General features: G+C 58.4%; 18 protein-coding genes and 1 pseudogene. 6 read left to right on the forward strand and 13 right to left on the reverse strand.

Going from position 1 to position 18,295, the window contains the following annotated elements; genetic code table 11:
- Positions 1 to 39: 39 nt before the first annotated feature.
- The 6 genes from ACOHX0_RS05065 to ACOHX0_RS05090 all read right to left on the reverse strand — a co-directional run bounded on the left by ACOHX0_RS05065 (position 40) and on the right by ACOHX0_RS05090 (position 5,648).
- Entirely contained in the window at positions 40 to 456 is a 417-nt protein-coding gene (locus tag ACOHX0_RS05065) for a hypothetical protein (RefSeq protein ID WP_420675603.1), read from the reverse strand.
- A gap of 11 nt (positions 457 to 467) precedes the next feature.
- A complete protein-coding gene (locus ACOHX0_RS05070; protein WP_420675604.1) occupies positions 468 to 839 on the reverse strand; it encodes a hypothetical protein in 372 nt (123 codons plus the stop codon).
- A gap of 216 nt (positions 840 to 1,055) precedes the next feature.
- On the reverse strand, positions 1,056 to 1,577 hold the full coding sequence (locus ACOHX0_RS05075) for a 3'-5' exonuclease (protein ID WP_420675605.1): 522 nt from the start codon (positions 1,575 to 1,577) through the stop codon (positions 1,056 to 1,058).
- An 88-nt stretch (positions 1,578 to 1,665) separates the two neighbouring features.
- Positions 1,666 to 3,054, reverse strand: coding sequence for a hypothetical protein (locus ACOHX0_RS05080; protein WP_420675606.1), 1,389 nt, complete (start codon positions 3,052 to 3,054; stop codon positions 1,666 to 1,668).
- The gene (locus tag ACOHX0_RS05085; RefSeq protein WP_420675607.1) at positions 3,051 to 4,922 is read right to left on the reverse strand and encodes a site-specific integrase; all 1,872 of its coding nucleotides are present in this window, start codon (positions 4,920 to 4,922) and stop codon (positions 3,051 to 3,053) included. Before ACOHX0_RS05085 ends, ACOHX0_RS05080 begins: the two co-directional genes overlap by 4 nt.
- Before the next feature lie 186 nt (positions 4,923 to 5,108).
- Complete coding sequence (locus tag ACOHX0_RS05090; RefSeq protein ID WP_420675608.1) at positions 5,109 to 5,648, reverse strand: hypothetical protein; 540 nt, start codon at positions 5,646 to 5,648, stop codon at positions 5,109 to 5,111.
- Positions 5,649 to 6,037: 389 nt separating this feature from the next.
- On the opposite strand from ACOHX0_RS05090, the gene ACOHX0_RS05095 reads away from it, so the two are divergent.
- The 5 genes from ACOHX0_RS05095 (at position 6,038) to ACOHX0_RS05115 (ending at position 10,771) form a co-directional block, all read left to right on the forward strand.
- On the forward strand, positions 6,038 to 6,529 hold the full coding sequence (locus ACOHX0_RS05095; protein WP_264212267.1) for an Lrp/AsnC family transcriptional regulator: 492 nt from the start codon (positions 6,038 to 6,040) through the stop codon (positions 6,527 to 6,529).
- A 162-nt stretch (positions 6,530 to 6,691) separates the two neighbouring features.
- A complete protein-coding gene (locus tag ACOHX0_RS05100) occupies positions 6,692 to 7,834 on the forward strand; it encodes a glycine cleavage T C-terminal barrel domain-containing protein (protein WP_420675610.1) in 1,143 nt (380 codons plus the stop codon).
- Positions 7,835 to 7,858: 24 nt separating this feature from the next.
- Positions 7,859 to 8,308 carry an OsmC family protein gene (locus ACOHX0_RS05105; RefSeq protein WP_420675611.1) on the forward strand — a complete coding sequence of 150 codons (450 nt, stop codon included), beginning with the start codon at positions 7,859 to 7,861 and terminating at the stop codon, positions 8,306 to 8,308.
- 23 nt (positions 8,309 to 8,331) lie between these two features.
- Complete coding sequence (locus ACOHX0_RS05110) at positions 8,332 to 9,132, forward strand: enoyl-CoA hydratase (protein WP_420675612.1); 801 nt, start codon at positions 8,332 to 8,334, stop codon at positions 9,130 to 9,132.
- A 4-nt stretch (positions 9,133 to 9,136) separates the two neighbouring features.
- Positions 9,137 to 10,771 (forward strand): acyl-CoA synthetase, encoded by a 1,635-nt coding sequence (locus tag ACOHX0_RS05115; protein ID WP_420675613.1) that lies wholly within the window; start codon positions 9,137 to 9,139, stop codon positions 10,769 to 10,771.
- Positions 10,772 to 10,941: 170 nt separating this feature from the next.
- Here the strand turns inward: ACOHX0_RS05115 and ACOHX0_RS05120 are convergent, their stop codons facing one another.
- The 3 genes from ACOHX0_RS05120 to ACOHX0_RS05130 form a co-directional block, all read right to left on the reverse strand.
- A complete protein-coding gene (locus ACOHX0_RS05120) occupies positions 10,942 to 11,193 on the reverse strand; it encodes a hypothetical protein (protein ID WP_420675614.1) in 252 nt (83 codons plus the stop codon).
- Positions 11,194 to 11,209: 16 nt separating this feature from the next.
- Positions 11,210 to 12,271 carry a hypothetical protein gene (locus ACOHX0_RS05125; protein WP_420675615.1) on the reverse strand — a complete coding sequence of 354 codons (1,062 nt, stop codon included), beginning with the start codon at positions 12,269 to 12,271 and terminating at the stop codon, positions 11,210 to 11,212.
- A 74-nt stretch (positions 12,272 to 12,345) separates the two neighbouring features.
- On the reverse strand, positions 12,346 to 13,119 hold the full coding sequence (locus ACOHX0_RS05130; protein ID WP_420675616.1) for a hypothetical protein: 774 nt from the start codon (positions 13,117 to 13,119) through the stop codon (positions 12,346 to 12,348).
- A 1,035-nt stretch (positions 13,120 to 14,154) separates the two neighbouring features.
- Here ACOHX0_RS05130 and ACOHX0_RS05135 point away from each other — a divergent pair.
- Positions 14,155 to 15,259, forward strand: a protein-coding gene (locus tag ACOHX0_RS05135) for an IS3 family transposase (RefSeq protein ID WP_420675727.1) whose coding sequence is annotated in 2 segments (ribosomal slippage) — positions 14,155 to 14,360 and positions 14,359 to 15,259 — 1,107 coding nt in all. Because the reading frame shifts where the segments join, the coding sequence is not laid out codon by codon here.
- Between the two features lie 40 nt (positions 15,260 to 15,299).
- Here the strand turns inward: ACOHX0_RS05135 and ACOHX0_RS05140 are convergent.
- The 4 genes and pseudogenes from ACOHX0_RS05140 to ACOHX0_RS05155 form a co-directional block, all read right to left on the reverse strand.
- A pseudogene (locus ACOHX0_RS05140) lies at positions 15,300 to 15,488 on the reverse strand (IS110 family transposase); the annotation flags it as partial.
- Positions 15,489 to 15,880: 392 nt separating this feature from the next.
- Positions 15,881 to 16,909 carry an IS110 family RNA-guided transposase gene (locus ACOHX0_RS05145; RefSeq protein WP_420675617.1) on the reverse strand — a complete coding sequence of 343 codons (1,029 nt, stop codon included), beginning with the start codon at positions 16,907 to 16,909 and terminating at the stop codon, positions 15,881 to 15,883.
- 322 nt (positions 16,910 to 17,231) lie between these two features.
- Positions 17,232 to 17,600 carry a hypothetical protein gene (locus ACOHX0_RS05150; protein WP_420675618.1) on the reverse strand — a complete coding sequence of 123 codons (369 nt, stop codon included), beginning with the start codon at positions 17,598 to 17,600 and terminating at the stop codon, positions 17,232 to 17,234.
- 53 nt (positions 17,601 to 17,653) lie between these two features.
- Positions 17,654 to 18,295 (reverse strand): calcium-binding protein (locus tag ACOHX0_RS05155; protein ID WP_420675619.1); only part of this gene is annotated, 642 nt, incomplete at its 5' end.

Here is an 18,295-nt window from a genome sequence, read left to right on the forward strand (position 1 = left end):
GCCGTCCCCGGCTTCCCAGTAACGGCGACCTGGTTGGTCTCACCCAAACCTATCGGCTATTTTCCGCGCCTGCCGGAGATCCAGCACGTGTTGGCGCGCATGCTTGAAGCATTTCCATTGCTCGATGAGATAACGGCCCTCTCGAAGCGTCGGGCAAAGAATATCATCGCCGCTGACATCCAATCGAATGGCCCGGCTACCATACCCTTCCCGAATGTCATTCACGTGCCGGACAATGGCCTTTTCGAGAATTTCCAGAACAGACACGTCCTGAAAATCGAAAAGCACACCGTCGTCGAGGCGTTCGAGCGTTGCCGCGATCTGGCGGAGCTTCAACTCCGGGATCTCAACTGAAGCTTCTCGCCATTCCGTTACGAAGAGCCTCGCATACCGGATGGCTCGAAGAGCAGCCCGCTCCTGAGGAGTTTCTGGTTCGTAACCTGTGTCGTATTGCATCTGAACCTCCCTCATGCAGCCAAATCGAAGACCGGCAGATCCGACGCAGCATCGATGGCGCGCATGTGATCTTCCAGGCGGTCTGTCAAAAGACAGATCTCTTCAACCATCGGATCCATGGGATCGATTTCTGCGAAAAGCGCGGTTTCGAGGCGCAGCGGGTCACCAACGTATTTCAGGGTGAACAGCTCGTGCAGGGCGACGAGATCGAGACGGGCACGGCGGCTCAGCTGCCGGCTCAATCCGAGATGATCCGCCAGATACTGAACGCGTTTCAGGGCCTTTCCGCCGCCCAAAACGAGGGCAGCATTCTGCAGGCCCTCATTGTTCTCGGAAAGAAAGAGAAAAAGGGCCTGAACGGCAGGTGAAGGGGATGTGTGCATAGCGCAACTCCTTTTTAGTGGTTTGCTGCCATTCAGGGCAGCTCAAGAAGGGGGCGGAGCGTCGCTGTGTTGTTCCTTTTCAGTTTTCGAATGACTTTGTGTTCTGCGCGGTCTCAACCTGAGGACTGCGCGGAAAACAAAGGTCTTCGATCTCTTCGTGATTGTGGGTTCGGCCAGATAATCAAATTCTCCTTCGGCATCATCACCATTCAAGCCTCATTCCTTGCTTTCCCTGATCCCTGCCAGCCAAGCCCGGGCCAGTTTGGCCGCATCGTCACCTGCGCGATGAACCGTCGCTTCATTCGCCAGATGGCTGTACACGTCGTGCAGACGTCCTGGAGCAATCTGACCGTCCATTTCCGAAAAGGCCCACCAGACCGCACGATCAAAGTCGTCGAGCGTGATATCCGGTGCTCCACCGATGGATTGCATCAGACGGTCGAGCCAACGCTGATCGAATTCCGGCGCATCGCTGACAACGCGTTTTCCTTGGAGCTTGCCCCGAAGCCACATTGCTACGCTTCCCGCCGTTTCCGCCTCATTCAGAGCGCTCCTAAGGATGCCGTGCACCTTCTCGCTTGCCGGATGCCAGTCATCCATCGACCAAGACGGCTCCGGACGGATGAGTTTCGCCTCGTCAGCAACCCGTCCGCTGTCCACCCAAGCGATACCAACCTCGATGGGCCAGCTTTTGGCCGCCAGACTTGACGCTTCGAAATCGATGAAAACAGGTTCCATGGTTATTCTTTTTTTCAGGGTTGGAGGACGCTTTTCAGCGCATTCTCAACTCGAGGGATGCGCTGAAAAGCTCGCCTCCAAGCCCGTTTCAGGTGAATTCAAAGAGCTTCAAGTTCACGCCGCCGACCATATCCTCAAAGGATTTCTGCCCCTGCAGGCGCTGTGCTTTTGCAACCATTTGGTCTTGGTAATCCGCAGCTGTCCGTGGTGATTTCTGGCCGTTGGCCGCCAGGGCCATGTCCGTTCCGGCAGCCCCCAACTCAACACCCAGAAAGGTATGCAGGATGGTCCGGGCAATATGCTCGCCGGTTCCGAAAACACTGCGCCAGCAATCAGAGATATAGTTGTAGCCCACACCTGCCCCGTCGTTTCGAACGAAGAGCGGCCGATTGGACTTCAGGCAGCCGTTGCGCATCTGGTCGAGCCAGGCCTCGTCACACCCCCTGAGGATCAGTGCATCAATGAATACATTCAGCCGGGGATCAATTTCCGCGTCATAAGTCTCATCATCCTTGGACAGGGTGATGTGCAGCTCATATCGCCCTTGCCGCCACGACAGGTGCTCCCCGAATACAAGCCGTGTATCCGCCAAGCGGACCGGCAGCACAGAAAACAGCGCCAAAGCAGCGGCGGTGTTTCTCAACGCCTGGCGCGAGCGTGGGCATGTCAGGCTTTCCGCCTCCTTCAGAAAGTCCTCCGCGCGGCCGATGATCGCTACCGGCGAATATCCGGTTTTCTGCAGCTTTTCATACTTCTTCTTTGGTGCTTTGCGGGCTTGATCCTCAGCATTTCGCAGGAGCTGCGACAATAGCTCCTGCGCCTCCTGGTCGGCGCCGACATAGCGGGCACATTTCTTCAATGCAGAGAAAGAGGCCAGCTGTGTCGCGGCGGCCAGCCCGCGTCCACGCATGTCGCGGGTGAAGGCCTTCACTGCCTCAACCGAGATTTCCTCCGGCACCCCGGCCTTTCTGGCCGAACAGGCCAGCTGCCTCAGCTTCATTCTGTATGTCGGGATCATTTTTGGAGACGGTGCGATGACACCGTACCCATCAAAGCCTGCCGCCATGTCTGCCAGCGCGTTTTTCCAATGCTCTGGCAATTCCTCCTCCGGAATCGACACCCTGAGCGTGCGCTGCCTTGGCGCCGTGGCCACCGGTTTCCGGGTTTGCGCCTCTTTCCGACGGATGGCGTCAGTCAGAACGAGGATGGCGGGCTGGGCCGGGAAGACAGCCTGCATCGCCTTTTTCAAGGCGCGCAAGCGGTTGGCGGACCGATACCCGGCATCGAATGACAGGCAGTCCGAAACCGAAAGTTCCCATATCGAAGCAATCTGCCTGCCTTCGATGAAGGCGAGGAAATCATCGAGGACACGCAATTGCGGCGCGGTGACAGCCCTCATGTCCAGCTTAGCGGCCAAGGGATCCCAGCGCTGATGCTGCAGGATTTTCTGGACGGTCCGGCGATCAGGTTTCTTCATACCTTCAGCCTCGTCAGATCGAGCACGTATTTCTGCACCTCGAAGCGCTGCACGCGTTTGTTGATCCAGCCATAGTTTTTCCTGGCAGTGCCGACGGTGTCGTCGAGCAGCCGCTCGAGCAGGTCCCACCTTCCCGGGTTGGCTTCGATCAGCAGCGAGGCCAAGCCGTGGCGGAAATTATGCGGGGTCATCGGCAAGCCGGCAGCACGGGTTTCGCGCTTGAACCAGCCGAGAAAGGTCTCATAGGGCAGATTGCCCTCCGCAATAATCCCCGGGAACAGGAAATCGCTGCTATCCGCACCCGGATACAGCGGACGGATCGTTTCCATGTGCCATTCGATCACTTCGAGCCCGTTCAGGTTGCCGCGTTCGATCGGCGCCCAGATCTCGTTGTCGTTCTTGGTGTGCTCCGGCGACAGCGCGATTGTCGCGTGATCGGTCATCCTGCCCGGCAGGTGGAATGTGATGTTATCGCCGCGGATTGCCAGCGCCAGCGCGTTTTCGATGCGGATCGGTGCGCCGCGGGTTTCGAGAGCGCAGACGGCCGCCACCGAACCGATGGAACGCACCTCCTCGATCTCTCTCGAGGTCATTGCCCGCTCATCCGCCGTGAAGTTGTTGAGGAGCTTTTGGGCCCGGTTGCGCAACTGCACGTGCAGGGAAAGGAAGGTCAGGGTCAGTTTCTGCGATCCCAGCAGAGTTTCACAGAAGGTCCTCGCGCAGGGTGACATATGGCTGCCCTGCTTCTTCCCCTGCTTCAAAAACCGGTTGTTTGCGAGCTGCGCCTTCATCGCATCCGGTGACAGGCCATTGCGCGCCATCACGACGTAGATGGCTTTGAGGTAGTCATGTGCCGTCCGGGCGGCGATCTTGCCGGCCCCATCCATGTTGGACGACCACCTGCGCACGACCTGCACTGCATAGTCAGGAGAAAGGAGTTCCCTCAGCCCAAGGTCCGCCACAGGATCAGCGCATTCCGACAGGGTGCTGACAAACTTGCGCAACGCTGCTGTCTTGAAGGACTTGTCATCCTCAGAGGTCCCTTCCTCGTATCTATCTTCGACCGGATCGTATTCTCCACTCGTCGCGTTGAGCACCCAGTCATTGATCTCAGCTGCGACGTGAACCGGGATACCAGGCAGGATGTTGGCGCGCAGAACCGCGGGTTCGGCAAACGGCTCAGGCGGAAGCAGCGGCCGGACCGAAGACAGGTACCGGAAATGATTCAGTTGCCGAAGAGCGGATTGCAGGGATTTCCATTCATTTGATCCCAAACGTGTCCGCAGCCCGCACAGCCATTCCTGGGAAATTTGGCTGGGGCCTTTGCCATGCTGCCGGGCAAGATCGGCCAGCTTCCGGATTGGGATCAGCACTTGGTGCGGATACATCGCCTCTTCGGGCATGCCGGTGAGCGGCTCCACAGCATCGATCAACTCCGCCCAGGCGTCTTGCCGCGCCCGGCGCTCCTGTTCTTCCTGCAGCTGCCCGGTGGCTCCTTTGATGGCGGCGGACACTTTCCGGCGCCAGGCCTTGTAGGCCTTCTCGGTCTTGAAATGCCGGGGATCGAAACCGCCCAGCGGAAAGCGTCGCTTAAATTCATCCAGATCGGCCGGAATGTCTTGCAGGTGCCGGTTCTTGTACAACTCACTGCACCGCATGACCGGGGAGACGTAGTCTTTCTTGTCTTGCGCGATGGTCCAGTCCAGCACGTTCTGCATGGTCACCGGCGCGATGGGTGTGAAAAAGCTCATGAAGGTCTCTTTTCTTGTCCGCTGAATGACAAATTGGCCGTTATTCCAAAAACCGAAGCCGAAAATGACAAATAATCCTCCACTTTCCGCTCCCGAAAATTCGGGGGCGTTTGTCATTTTGTCCGCTCGGCCTGTCATCTGTCCGTTGTTCGGCCAATTCCCTGCCCAGGTGTCATTGTCGCGGGAGTGTTGCTGATAAAATGGGCATGGCGGCACCCTGCTGACAGACAAAAGAAAACCTCCTTTCCGGGTGCGGAAAGGAGGTAGGTCCCGGGAGGAGCTTCGGGAAACTCCGGTTTTGGTTCAGCCTGATTTGGGCGGTACCATGAACAAGGCAGCTGTTGAGGGTGAAGGAGACAATGTGACCTCGGCCTCTCTGCGTGCTGCTTTGCGCGCTCCAGTTCTTTTTGTCTGTCCAGGGATGAACGACAGGTTCTTCTGTTCCCGGCCGAAGGGCAGCTGTTCCCCCAGAAGCCAGCTTTCGATCTCTGCCGGAAAAAACAAGCGCTTTCGGGGACCAAACTCGATATACGCCGGAATGGATTTATCCCGGTGTTCACCATTGCTGCGACGGCGCGTTGTCTTTGCGCTCTCTCCCAGCTTTGCGGCCACCTGTTTCAGCTCCGCCAATGGGTTTTTGAGATCTTCCGGGTCTTTCACAGTTTCGAGGTCGATACCAAGAGCGACCCAAATTCTGATCCAAGGATAGCCTGCGCCGCGCTTCGGGATCCCCATGGTCGTCATGACATCCGGTACAGCAGTGCGATCTATCCGAAAGAATTCGGCAAGATCCTTGACCATTGCCAGATCCAGCTTCCAGTTTGGTTCGTCTGATTGTTCCATCTGCGCTCCATTTCTGGTGGGAAGATGGGTTCAGATCTGTTTTCAAGGAAATGGTTTCAGGTTCGGTCTACAACACCGCACAGGGAAGGATGGGCGGTTTCCGGACCTTCCTTGCGTCTTTTGATGGTAGCTCAAAGTCCAGTTAAGCTGACATTCAGAATAGTCAGTTGCAGAGCCCCCCGAAATTCTTATGCCGGTATCTTACCATGGCGCAGTGGCAGTGGGTTGCTATCGGTTTCAAGCAATACGCTCTTTTGCAAATTTCGCCAGACGCTAATCAGCCAGTGGCCTGCGCCGCAAACCGCCTCGCTGGAGCAAAATGTTGCTTCCGGGCTATTGCTGGTGATTGTATTGGACTGCCAAACCCTTGCTTTGAAAGGCCCCGATGCATGGACAAGTTCAGCCTTGATGCGACTGATATTCGTATCCTCAGCGCAGTCCAGAAGCACGGCCAGCTTAGCAAAACCAAGCTGGCGGAGATCGTCAACTTGTCGCCGACCCCGTGCTGGGCCCGGCTTACGAAATTGAAGGCAGCCGGGTTCATCCGCGGCTATCACGCCGACGTTGCACTCGACCGGGTCTGTGATTTCACGCAGGTGGTTGTGACCGTCTCTCTCACACATCACCGCAAGTCTGATTTTGACCGTTTCGAGGGCCATATCCGAAAGCTGGACGAGGTCACCGAATGCATCGCCACAGGCGGTGGCATGGATTACGTCATGAAGGTCTTTACACCAAGCCTGGCAGCATTTCAGGAGTTGATGGAAACCCTGCTGGCGGCCGAACTGGGGATTGACCGCTACATGACTTACATCGTGACGCGCCACGTCAAATCCGCCCAGCCGAATCTTTCCGGGTTGGCGGCCAGGTCCGGCAAATGACCGGAAGCGTCTGAACGGTCTGCAAGCCTGTCTGACATCAGTCCGTTTGGTCTGCCCAGGTCTTGTTTTTCAGTCCGCTCCCGGCCCGCCTGTGCGGGTAATCCTTCACCCAGTTCAAACAGTCCGCGGCTGATCGGGCCGCCGGTGCAAAGGGTGAAAGACATGACGCAATCAAACAGTTTCGGGTTCGGCACACAGATCCGCAAATCCCCCTATTTCGACGCCACCGTGCGCTGGGGCGCCAAGGGTTTCTCGGTGTACAACCACATGTACATCCCGCGCGATTTCGGCGATCCGGAGCAGAACTTCTGGAACCTGGTGAACGACGCGATCCTGTGCGATGTGGCGGTCGAGCGCCAGGTGGAGATCACTGGTCCGGATGCGGCGAAATTCGTGCAGATGCTGACCCCGCGCGACCTGTCGAAAATGGCGGTGGGCCAGTGCAAATACATCCTGATCACCAATGCCGATGGCGGCATCCTGAACGACCCGATCCTCCTGCGGCTGGCGGAGAACCACTTCTGGATCTCGCTGGCAGACAGTGACATTCTGCTGTGGGCGCAGGGCGTGGCGGTGCATTCCGGCATGGATGTCACCATCGGCGAGCCCGATGTTTCGCCGCTGCAGCTGCAGGGGCCGAAATCGGGCGAGATCATGCGCGCGCTGTTCGGCGACAGCATCATGGACCTGAAATACTACTGGCTGCGCGAAGCCGAGCTGGACGGCATCCCGCTGATCGTGTCGCGCACCGGCTGGTCCAGCGAACTGGGCTATGAGCTCTACCTGCAGGACGGGTCGCGCGGCGACGAGCTGTGGGAAAAGATCATGGCGGCAGGCAAACCCTTTGGCCTGCAGCCGGGCCACACCTCCTCGATCCGGCGGATCGAAGGCGGCATGCTGTCCTATCACGCTGATGCCGACATCCACACCAACCCCTTTGAGCTCGGGCTTGACCGGCTGGTGAACCTCGACATGGAGGCCGATTCCATCGGCAAGGCAGCGCTGCGCCGCATCAAGGAGAAAGGTGTCAGCCGCAAGCAGGTGGGGCTGGTTATCGAGTGTGAACCGCTGAAAGGCCCCAACACCACTTTCTGGCCGGTCACCAAGGATGGCGGCACTGTCGGCAAGGTGACTTCGGCCGTCTACTCGCCGCGCCTTGAGAAGAATATCGCGCTGGCGATGGTCTCTGCCGGAAGTTCGGAACTGGGCACCGAAGTCGAAGTGAAGACTGCCAATGGCCCGGCAAAGGCCAAGATCGTCGAAATCCCCTTCTACGACCCCAAGAAATCGCTCGCAGCAAGCTGAACGCCGGAACGAGGATTTACGGAAATGTCGGATATTTCGATCGATCTGCACTGGCACCGCATTGAGCCCGAACTCAAGCCCGGCGCCTACACGGCGGAGCATACCGTTCAGCTCAACAACGGCTACGACGTGCAGGTGGACGCCGCCCCCGATTATGGCGGCGATCCAAACTGCACGAACCCCGAACAGGCGCTCGCCTCGGCGCTGTCCAGCTGCCACATGCTGACCTTTCTTGCTCTGGCCGCCAAGGCCGGGTGGCCGGTGGCCAGCTACCATGATCACGTGGTGGCGCATCTGGGCAAGAACCCGAAAGGCAAAATGTCGGTGACCCGCTTGGATATGCACCCGCTGGTGCGTTTCGACACCGGCTTTCAGGTCAATGAGGCGGAACTGGCACAGATGCAGGACCGGGCGCACCGCTACTGTTTTATCGCCAATACGCTGGCCGACTTCGTCGAGATCAACATTCGCTGAGCCTCAAAACAGGAGAAAGCCCCGTGCAAGACACCGATATCCTGCTGCGCGACCTGGATGACGATGGCATCCTGCGCCTGACCCTGAACGATGCCGGGCGGCGCAATGCCCTGTCCGAGGCAATGCTGGCGGCGCTGGCCGAAGCCTTTGCCGAAGCGGGGGAAAACCCGCAGGTGCGCGTTATCGTCCTGGCGGCAAACGGCCCCGCTTATTGCGCCGGGCATGACCTCAAGGAGATGACCGCCGGGCGCGCGGCTGCGGATGGCGGCCGGGCCTATTTTGCCAAGGTGATGGCGATGTGCTCTGCCACCATGCGGGCCATCGTCAACTGCCCCAAGCCGGTGATTGCCGAGGTCACCGGGATCGCCACCGCGGCGGGCTGCCAGCTGGTGGCCAGCTGCGACCTGGCCATTGCCGCGGAGACTGCCCGGTTCAGCACGCCGGGGGTCCATATCGGCCTGTTCTGCTCGACACCGATGGTGGCCCTGTCGCGTAATGTTGCCAGCAAACACGCGATGGAGATGCTGCTGACCGGCGACATGACCCCGGCCCGGCGGGCAGAAGAAATCGGCCTGATAAACCGGGCCGTTCCGCCTGCGGAGCTGCAGCAGGCCACGATGGAAATGGCCCGCAAGATCGCGTCCAAGTCGGTGATGACCCTGGGCACCGGCAAACGCGCCTTCTACGCGCAACGGGAAATGCCCCTGGCCGACGCCTATAACTATGCTTCCGGCGTGATGGTCGACAACATGCTCGCCCGCGATGCCGAAGAGGGCATCGGCGCCTTCCTCGAAAAACGCCGCCCCCAATGGCAGGATCACTGAGACCATGACGGAAAACCCGTACAACACCGGTCTGGACCGCACTCCGGCGAACTATCAGCCGCTGACGCCGCTAACTTTCCTGGCACGCGCCGCCAGCGTCTTTCCGGACCGCACGGCGATCGTGCATGGGTCCCTACGGCGCAGCTATGCAGAGTTTTATGCCCGGTCGCGGCGGCTTGCCTCGGCCTTGGCCAAGAAAGGGATCGCCCGCGGCGACACCGTGTCGGCGCTGCTGCCCAATACCCCGGCAATGCTTGAGTGCCATTACGGCGTCCCGATGTGCGGCGCGGTGCTGCACTCGATCAACACAAGGCTGGATGCAGCGGTCATTGCGTTCCAGCTCGACCACGCGATGTCGAAACTGGTGATCGTGGACCGGGAATTCATGCCGCTGATGCAGGATGCGCTGGCGCTTGCCACGGTCTCGCCGGTTCTGATCCAGTATGATGACCCAGAGTATGACGGTGTGCCGGCAGATGCAGAGGCCGCCGACTACGAGGTGTTTCTGACCCGCGGCAAGCCGGATTTCGCCTGGCTGATGCCGGAGGACGAATGGGATGCGATCTCGATCAACTACACCTCCGGCACCACCGGCGACCCCAAAGGCGTGGTTTCGCACCACCGGGGCGCCTATCTGCTGGCGCAGGGCAATGCGCTGACCACCTCGATGCAGAAGCACGCGGTCTATCTCTGGACCCTGCCGATGTTCCACTGCAACGGCTGGTGCTTCCCATGGACACTGTCCGCCATCGCAGGCACCCATGTGTGCTTGCGGCAGGTGCGGGCAGAACCCATCTGGAACGCCCTGGCGGACGAGGGCGTGACCCACCTGTGCGGCGCCCCCATCGTGATGTCGCTGCTGATCTCGGCACCCGCAGAAGCCAAGCGTGAACTTTCCCAGCCGGTGCAGTTCTTTACCGCCGCCGCACCGCCGCCGGAAAGCCTGCTGGCGGACATGAAGGCCGCAGGCTTTGAGGTGACCCACCTTTATGGGCTGACGGAAACCTACGGTCCTGCGGTGGTCAATGACTGGCACCACAGCTGGTCGGACCTGCCGCCTGCCGAACAGGCCGCACTGAAGGCGCGCCAGGGCGTGCGCTACCTGCCTCTTGAGGGGCTGGACGTACTGGACCCCGACACGATGCTGCCTGTACCGCGCGACGGCCAGACCATGGGCGAAGTGATGTTCCGCGGGAACGTCGTGATGAAGGGCTATTTCCGCAATCCCAGGGCCACCGAGGAAGCCTTTGCCGGCGGCTGGTTCCACTCCGGCGATCTGGGTGTCATGCACCCCGACGGCTATATCCAGCTCAAGGACAGGTCAAAGGACATCATCATCTCGGGTGGTGAGAACATCTCCTCGATCGAGGTCGAAGAGGCGCTTTACCGCCACCCGGCGGTTGCGGTTGCTGCCGTGGTGGCAATGCCGCATGAGAAATGGGGCGAAACCCCCTGCGCCTTTGTCGAGCTTGCCAAGGGCAAGCAGGCCGATGCGCAGATCCTGCGCAGCTGGTGCCGCGGCCGCCTGGCGCCCTACAAGGTTCCTGGCAAGTTCGTCTTTTCGGAGATCCCCAGAACCTCGACCGGCAAGATCCAGAAATTTGCCTTGCGCGAGCAGGCAAAGGAAATCGCGTCATAACCAGGGGAGCAGCGCTCCGCAGGCTTAAGTGCTGCTCCTGTTACCTTCAAGGCAGCTGCGGGTGTTTTGCAAATACAGCGAATGTCCGAAATGACGGACAGCGGTGTATCATGCGATATAAGCATGAGCGGCAGCTAAGGGCCGGTATCGCATGTGAGGTTCCTGATGTTCTAAGAAACCGGCCCCAACCTCACCTCGAACCCATCGATGACTTGGAAGGGGTAACCCATCTCGCGCGCCACTTCCTGCATCGCATTTGCGTAGCGCAACCAGTACGCAGAGCCCGTGGATCGTTTATCAAGATCATCGAGAAATGCCATGATCGTGCTCTTATGGAAATCCAACGGAAGGTCCTGGGTGACCGCCAAATCAATAAACCTGAACATTCCATTGAGAGCAGGTTTATGGAGGTATCGTTTCACGCCGGTTTCCCCAGATTCAATCGCCCTGGCCTGAGTTACAAACTTCTCTGGTGCTTCCATCGCGGCGAGCCGTTCGCTGATCCGCCCGGTACGCACGAATTTCCCCGTCTGTTTTTCCTTTACCTTTGTCTTTCTTTCCCCTTCCTGGTTGCACCAGCTGTGGATTCCATTGGTGGAGGAAAGGCAGGATTTTAGAGAAGTATTCCTTTTTCATACCTGGTTTGAGCTGAAGACCTTTTGTCTTGTCCGCGATCTCGGCGATTTCCTCTAACACGATCTGGCGTGCGAGTTTGGCACTTTCCGGGTTAAATTGGCCTGGGAACGCCACAACAAAGCCACGCCAAAACCAAGCGACCGCAAACCGGTACTGGCGCAGAGTTGCCTCCGCCACGGGTTTACGCCGCCGCCCCCGGAACCCGATAGGCTCCCCAGCAACCAGCAGGCCGACCCATTCCTCAAAGTCCGCCTTGAAGCGCGGCGGCAAGGGCTGATCTTCGTTAGGCGAAGGTTTGAACTGGAGCCGTCCAATCTGTGTTTCAGTCAGACCGAACTCCTCACGAATTTCAGGATGAGCGCGAGCTTTTTCAAAAGCGCCGACACCAGACCTGAACAAGGCGCGCTGAGACTGCTCCAAGCCTTGTTGCACCTTCTCTGCCCAGTCTTGGGTCACTCCTGCAGGTTCGATAGCAAGCCTAAGGGCAATCCGGCGCAGCGCCAGAAGGTTGTTCTCATGCACGTAACCAAAATCCCGTTCCCTGCACCAGTCACGCAGCCGTAGCCAATCGTCCTTCGCCTCTTCTTGAACTGCTGACTTTCGGGAAATTTGTCCGGAATACGCTTCCAACCCGGAAATCAGAATACTCCGCCAGGCTTGGTACTGTGCCGGATTGCTGAAGTGCGCTGGCACATCCTTCAGATTGTGAGGCCAGGTGTCCTCGAAATCATGGGGATGAACGATGTTCGCAAGATCGCCATTGCATACGAAGGTTTCGTGGAATTCAATCGCGGCCTTCAGTCTTGGCCAGTTCCCTTCGGGAAGTCCGTTAGCCTCGCCCCAGGATTTCAGTTGTTGAAACATCGTTCTGCCACTCCTTTATAAAGGAGATTGGCCGGTTTTGGGTTTTCCAAAGCGGTTTTCTGACATCTTTTTCGTCAGGCCTTCATTTGCAAGGATTGCTGGGCTTCGCCGGCTTCCGGGGCCAGAGAAAATTGCCTGGTCCGGGGTGGAAACTTATCAATGCGCCCGGATGGCCATTTCGTCTTTTCGTGCTGAATGCGAATGGCCACCGAGGTGTACCCAGGTGCCTTGCCCTCCTGCAGGTAGCCGACGACAAAACGATAACCGGTGAGATCCGCCAGACGCTGCAAACTGCTCATAAGCTTTCGATCGACATCCTTGAGCTTGAATGGCACGGGTTCTTCACCACGGCCTTGAAAACCCTGATCGAGAATCCGGAATTCCGGGCGCTGCATTTTATGATGCAGTACGACCTGAAGGAAGACATCCATGTCCAAATCTGTCCGGGGGGTTTTTAGCCTTTCTGCAATCAGCAAAGCGTATCTGTCCATCTCGGACATCATTGCGAAGCTGAATTCCGAAAACCGCCATCGGACATGCCGGTGATCCTGCGTCAAGGCGATGTCATCAAACAGCACCCTTTCCTCCTGCCAGAACTCTGTTACCGCTTGAAAAGACCTTGCATCGTTGGATCTGGGAGCGCAGCCAAGGCTGCGGTGGGCCTTCAATGGCATCCAGTGTTCCTGATCGCGGGCTGCACCCCAATCGATGCTCGGCCAGTCGCCGAGCAGGTGCTGAAAATGGATGGTGGCAAGCAGAAACCTCTGATCTCTCAACGCAAGCCGACTGGCGCGAAGGTATTCGATCATCATTGCCGACACTCTGAATTTTCCATTGTCTGCTACCATTCCAGGCTTCCTTATCGCTGTGTTCGGAAGACCTGGGGCCGGAGCTGGATATCGAAACCAGGTTTGATTGCCCTCGACCGTTTTCCAGGATGTTGATCCCGTCTCAGCGGGCCTTTATCCCGTTTTCGAGAGAAAAATCCCGTTCCTGAGCGGCGCAGGCGCGTCAGCACGCTGTAAACGCAGCATTTTTCACTATGCAAATTAGGGAAATCCCCAAATCTTGAAATCACATTGGTTCTGTAGGTGTTTGGCGGCTGACCCCTTCCGCCTGTTCGCGGCGACCCCACTGCATCGATGCGACGATGAAGACCCGCACACGGGATGATGCTGGAAGCAGCAATCAAACCCGGTTTGTTACCGCAAAAATGATAAACCCAGTTCCCTGTCAGTCTCCGGGACGAGCCCGTTTTCCTGATCGAAACACCAATTTATCAAATCATTCGTCAAATCGGATTTGACAAATTCCCATACAGCAAGGGGAAACCATGACTACGAAAACAAACGCAGGACGCCCGAAATCCTACAACCAAGACCAAGTTGCCACGGCGCTCAAGGATTCGGCGGGGCGTGGGATTGAACCTTCAGTTGAAGCCGTGAAGCGTCATCTGCGCGAAGAACAGCACCTCCAAATCAACCCGAGACCCGAGGCGTTGCAAACCATGATTGACGATATCCTGGCCCGGGAAGCCGAAGAACGTAAGCACCCGATTTGTACCGCCTTACTGGCCCCGTTTTCAGATCTTAGCCTACGTCGCTATGGACGTCATTTTCGGTGTCCACGAAGATGGAGGTTTTCATGCGACACGAGGTTTTCACAGGCCCTGAGCGGCGGCGACGGTAGACTGTCGAGGAGAAGCTGGCCATCGTCGAGGAGGTTGGCGTCAACGGCTGGACGGTGTCCGATGTCTGAGCTACCCCCCGAAATTCGGACACTGACATAAGCTACGATTTGCAGTCAGCTGATCTTCGACGAGAAGGAGATCAGAGATGTCGAAACGGAAGTAGCACGCGCCTGAGTTCAAGGCGAAGGTCGCGCTGGAAGCCCTGAAAGGGGAGGAGACGGCCGCCGAGCTGGCAAGCCGGTTCGGGGTTCATCCGACGATGATTCATCAATGGAAGCGAGCCCTGCTCGAAGGTGCCTCCGGCGTGTTCGAGCGCGGGAGCCGCAAGAAGCCGGAGATTGACGAGGAGCAGGTGAAGGAACTCCACACTAAGATCGGGGAGCTGGCGGTGGCCAACTTTTTTTCGAACGAAAGCTGAAGCCCTGGGGCGGGAAGTGAGGCGCGGCATGATCGAGCCGGACCACCCGGACCTGTCCATTGGGCAGCAGTGCAAGCTGCTGTCGATCGCGCGCTCGTCCTATTACTACGAGCCGAAGGGCGAGACCGAGCAAAACCTTGGCCTGATGCGGCGGATTGACGAGCAGTTCCTGGAGACCCCGTTCTTCGGTGTCCGGCAAATGACCTGGCGCCTGCGCAACGACGGACACCTCGTGAAGGAGAAGCGCATCCGGCGACTGATGCGCCTCATGGGGCTCATGCCGATCTACCAGAAGCCCAACACCAGCAGGCCGACGAAGGGGCATAAGACGTATCCCTATCTGTTGAGAGGTCTTCGGGTGGAACGTCCGAACCAAGTCTGGTGCTCGGATATCACCTACCTGCCCATGCGGCGCGGGGTCCTCTACCTCGTGGCGATCATGGACTGGCACACCCGCAAGGTTCTGGCCTGGCGGATCTCGAACACGCTCGAGGCCGACTTCTGTGTCGAGGCGCTGAACGAGGCCATTCACAAATTTGGCCCGCCCGAGATCATGAACACGGATCAGGGAAGCCAGTTCACGTCCTTCGCCTGGACGGATCGGCTCCGCCGATCTGGCGTGCGGATCTCGATGGATGGGAAAGGTCGGTTCCTCGACAATATATTCATCGAGCGGCTATGGCGAACTCTGAAATACGAGTGTGTCTACCTGCATGCATGGGAGACCGGATCAGAAACGAAGGCGGCCATCCGGAAATGGATGACCTTCTACAACCACCAGCGCCCTCACTCGGCCCTCGGCGGCAAGCCTCCGGCGCTGGTCTATTGGCAGAGAAATGATATCAACCAACCCGATCAGCAGGTGCAACGAGTAGCTTAAATTACGCCAGATCCTGTCCAAACATTGGGGAGTAGCTCAGTGGTGTCACGGTGTGCCGTTTGGCAAAGGCGGCATGAGCCGCGCTTTCTGCATCGAAGTGGTCGTTCTTTCCGCGTCGGCGTCGGTCATGTTTGTCAGGGGCAGTGACCTCCAGAACCTCGACACCAGCCGCCTGCATGTAACGCAACAATCCTGCGCCATAGCTGCCCGAGCATTCGATGCCAAACCTTGATGTCCATCAGATGCTCCTCTCTCCACCTATGCCCGCCACGGTAGCAGCGGGTTGGTGGGAAAGCAGTTCATCCCATTAGCTCAGTCTGTCCGGGGAAAGGGGAACCCCGGCCATCAGCCAATTTGTGCAACATGTATAACCGCCCCTTGCGCAAGAGGGTTTTTGAGCAATTTGGCGCGGTGTCGGGTGCTGACATGTATCCGGCCTCGTGATGCGGCTATCGTCATGCCGCGGGCCCGCATGGTGTTCGCGGGGCGGAACCAAATCAAAGCCGCGTGCTCGATGGCACTCTGTTGCACTCTGGTTCTTCCGACCCCGTCTCACGACCGTTGCGCCAAGCTGCTCTCAGCCCTCCTCCGCTCCGACGACCTCGCGACCGCTGGCGGACCTTAAGCCGCCATGGCCGGAGACCGGTAGATATCACCGCTCTTCATCAGCGCCCAGACGATCCGCGCCATTTTGTTGGCGAGGGCGACCCGGACCAGCATCGTCGGCTTCCGCTCCAGCATTCCCGCCAACCACGTGCCCGGACGAGCCGAAGCGTGGCAATGCCGCTTGATGATAACGCTGTTGGCCCCGATGATCAGCAACCGGCGCAAAGAGCGCTCGCCCATCCTTGTCGTGGCGCCGAGCCTCTGCTTGCCGCCTGTCGAGTGCTGCCGCGGCGTGAGGCCGAGCCATGCCGCGAAGTCTCGTCCCCTCCGGAAAGCTTCCAGCGGCGGAGCCAGAGTGGCGATGGCCGTGGCGATCAACGGGCCGATGCCAGGGATCGTCATCAGGCGCCGGGCAACCTCATCCGTCTTGGCTCGCCGGTCGATCTCGGCATTCAAGGTCTCGATCTGACTGTCGAGCTGGGCAAGCGTTGCAGTCAGGACCGTCAGGGAGGCCCGCGCCGTGACGGGCAGGCCTGAGGCCTCGTCTGCGACAAGGGAGACCAGGCGCCGGGCATTCGTCGCCCCCTGTGGCACGACCCAACCGTACTCGGTGAGGTGTCCGCGGAGCGCGTTGACGGCCTGGGTGCGCTGCCGGATGAGCAATTCTCGGACGCGGAAGACGCTGGCCGCCCCTTGCGTTTCCTCGCTCTTCACCGGCACGAAGCGCATATTCGGTCTCTGCGCCGCCTCGCAGATAGCCTCAGCGTCCGCCACGTCACTTTTTTGCCGCTTGATGAAGGGCTTCACATAGGCGGGCGGGATGAGTTTGATGTCGTGACCGAGCTTGGCCAGCTCCCGACCCCAGAAATGCGCGCCTCCGCAGGCCTCCATCGCCACCAGGCAGGGCGGCAACTTAGCGAAGAATTCAAGCACTTGGGCCCTTCTGAGCTTATTGCGTAAAACAGCACTGCCATTGCTGTCAGCACCATGGACCTGGAACACATTCTTCGCCAGATCCAGTCCGACCGTGATAATCTCCGACATGACCGCCTCCCAATATGGATTGTTGCGATCCCACCTTGGCACGTCGATGCCGTCGGGGGGCGGTTACAGCATCAGAGCCCACAGGGGCAGGCAATTGGCCGATCAACGGTCAATAGCGGACCAAAACCTGAACAGAGCGAACAAATAAACGCGGACTCCGCGGGGAGCAGGTCAACCGTAGCCCGCCTCAACTACGATCCATCGATTGCGGCGTCGCCGTTTACGTGTTTTAGGCCCACACGGCACCGTCCGCAGACCCAATAACCGGGCGGTTACCGGCCTATGGGCTGCGAGATTCCCAAGGGGGTTTCAGTTTGCTGCGTTACTGAAGCGTGAACACGGCAGATTGTCCGTCTGGGCGGGTCATAGTGACTTGGTCGCCTTCGATTGTAAAATCACGGCAGGCTGTTCCAGAAAACTTTGCCGGTTTTTCTAAAGTCCGACACCATTGGTTGCTTTTGATTGCCCAAGTTCCGATGATTTCGTTTCCATTCGGGGCAACTCCCTTTAGCTGGCCGCTCTGCAGCAACGTCATTGTGATGTCCGGATGAACAAGTGTTTTCCCAGCCAGTATTGCACGGGCGTCTGTGGGGGCCGTGTCATTAGTCATAGTAGCGCCTGGGGGATTCATTCCACAGGCTGCCATGATCGCAATTGCAGGCAGTATCGACGTGAATTTAATAAGCTGCATAGCTTTCTCCATAGTTATGACAAAGAACCGGACCGTTCATTGGGGGTTGATCGTCAAAGAAGATCGTTAGGGTCAGTGATACCAAGAACACCTGTCAGTTCAGCAGACGAGCCGTCAGCAAATGCAATGAAGGTGCTGTCATTCCCAGCGACAGCATCCGTATCTATTTCGCTGATGCCGTCGATTGTCTGACCGCCATTGAGAACGAGAACATCTGTACCCACCACGAAGTCCGTAATGGTATCCTGACCTTCCCCAACATTGAAGATGAAGCTATCTGCGTCTGCTCCGCCGGTCAGAACGTCGTTTCCAAATCCGCCAGAGATTTGGTCATCACCGGCGCCGCCATCGATCTGGTCTGCACCGTTTTCGCCGCTGAGCGTATCATTGCCTCCTTCACCAGCGATGGTGTCGTCTCCGAAAAGGCCGACTATGGAGTCGTCTCCGGCAGTTCCAGCGAAAGCACCGCCGTTCACCCCGCCGCCGTCAGGCTGATACCCCTCGCCGGTGCCAAGATCGACAAGGAAGTTGGCGTCGGTGAAATCCGCAAGGCTGGTTCCTTGGAACCTGACCAGCCCGAGATAATTGTCGCCGCCGCCATTCAGGTCGGCTTCCAGCAGCACGTCGGCGCCGTCTTGGACCAGGCGCATGAAGCCCGCCCCGAAGGGGTTGGAGGCGCCGTCCCAGCCACTGAG

The organism is Cribrihabitans pelagius, assembly GCF_048820915.1.
GTDB classification, from domain to species: Bacteria; Pseudomonadota; Alphaproteobacteria; order Rhodobacterales; family Rhodobacteraceae; genus Cribrihabitans_A; species Cribrihabitans_A pelagius.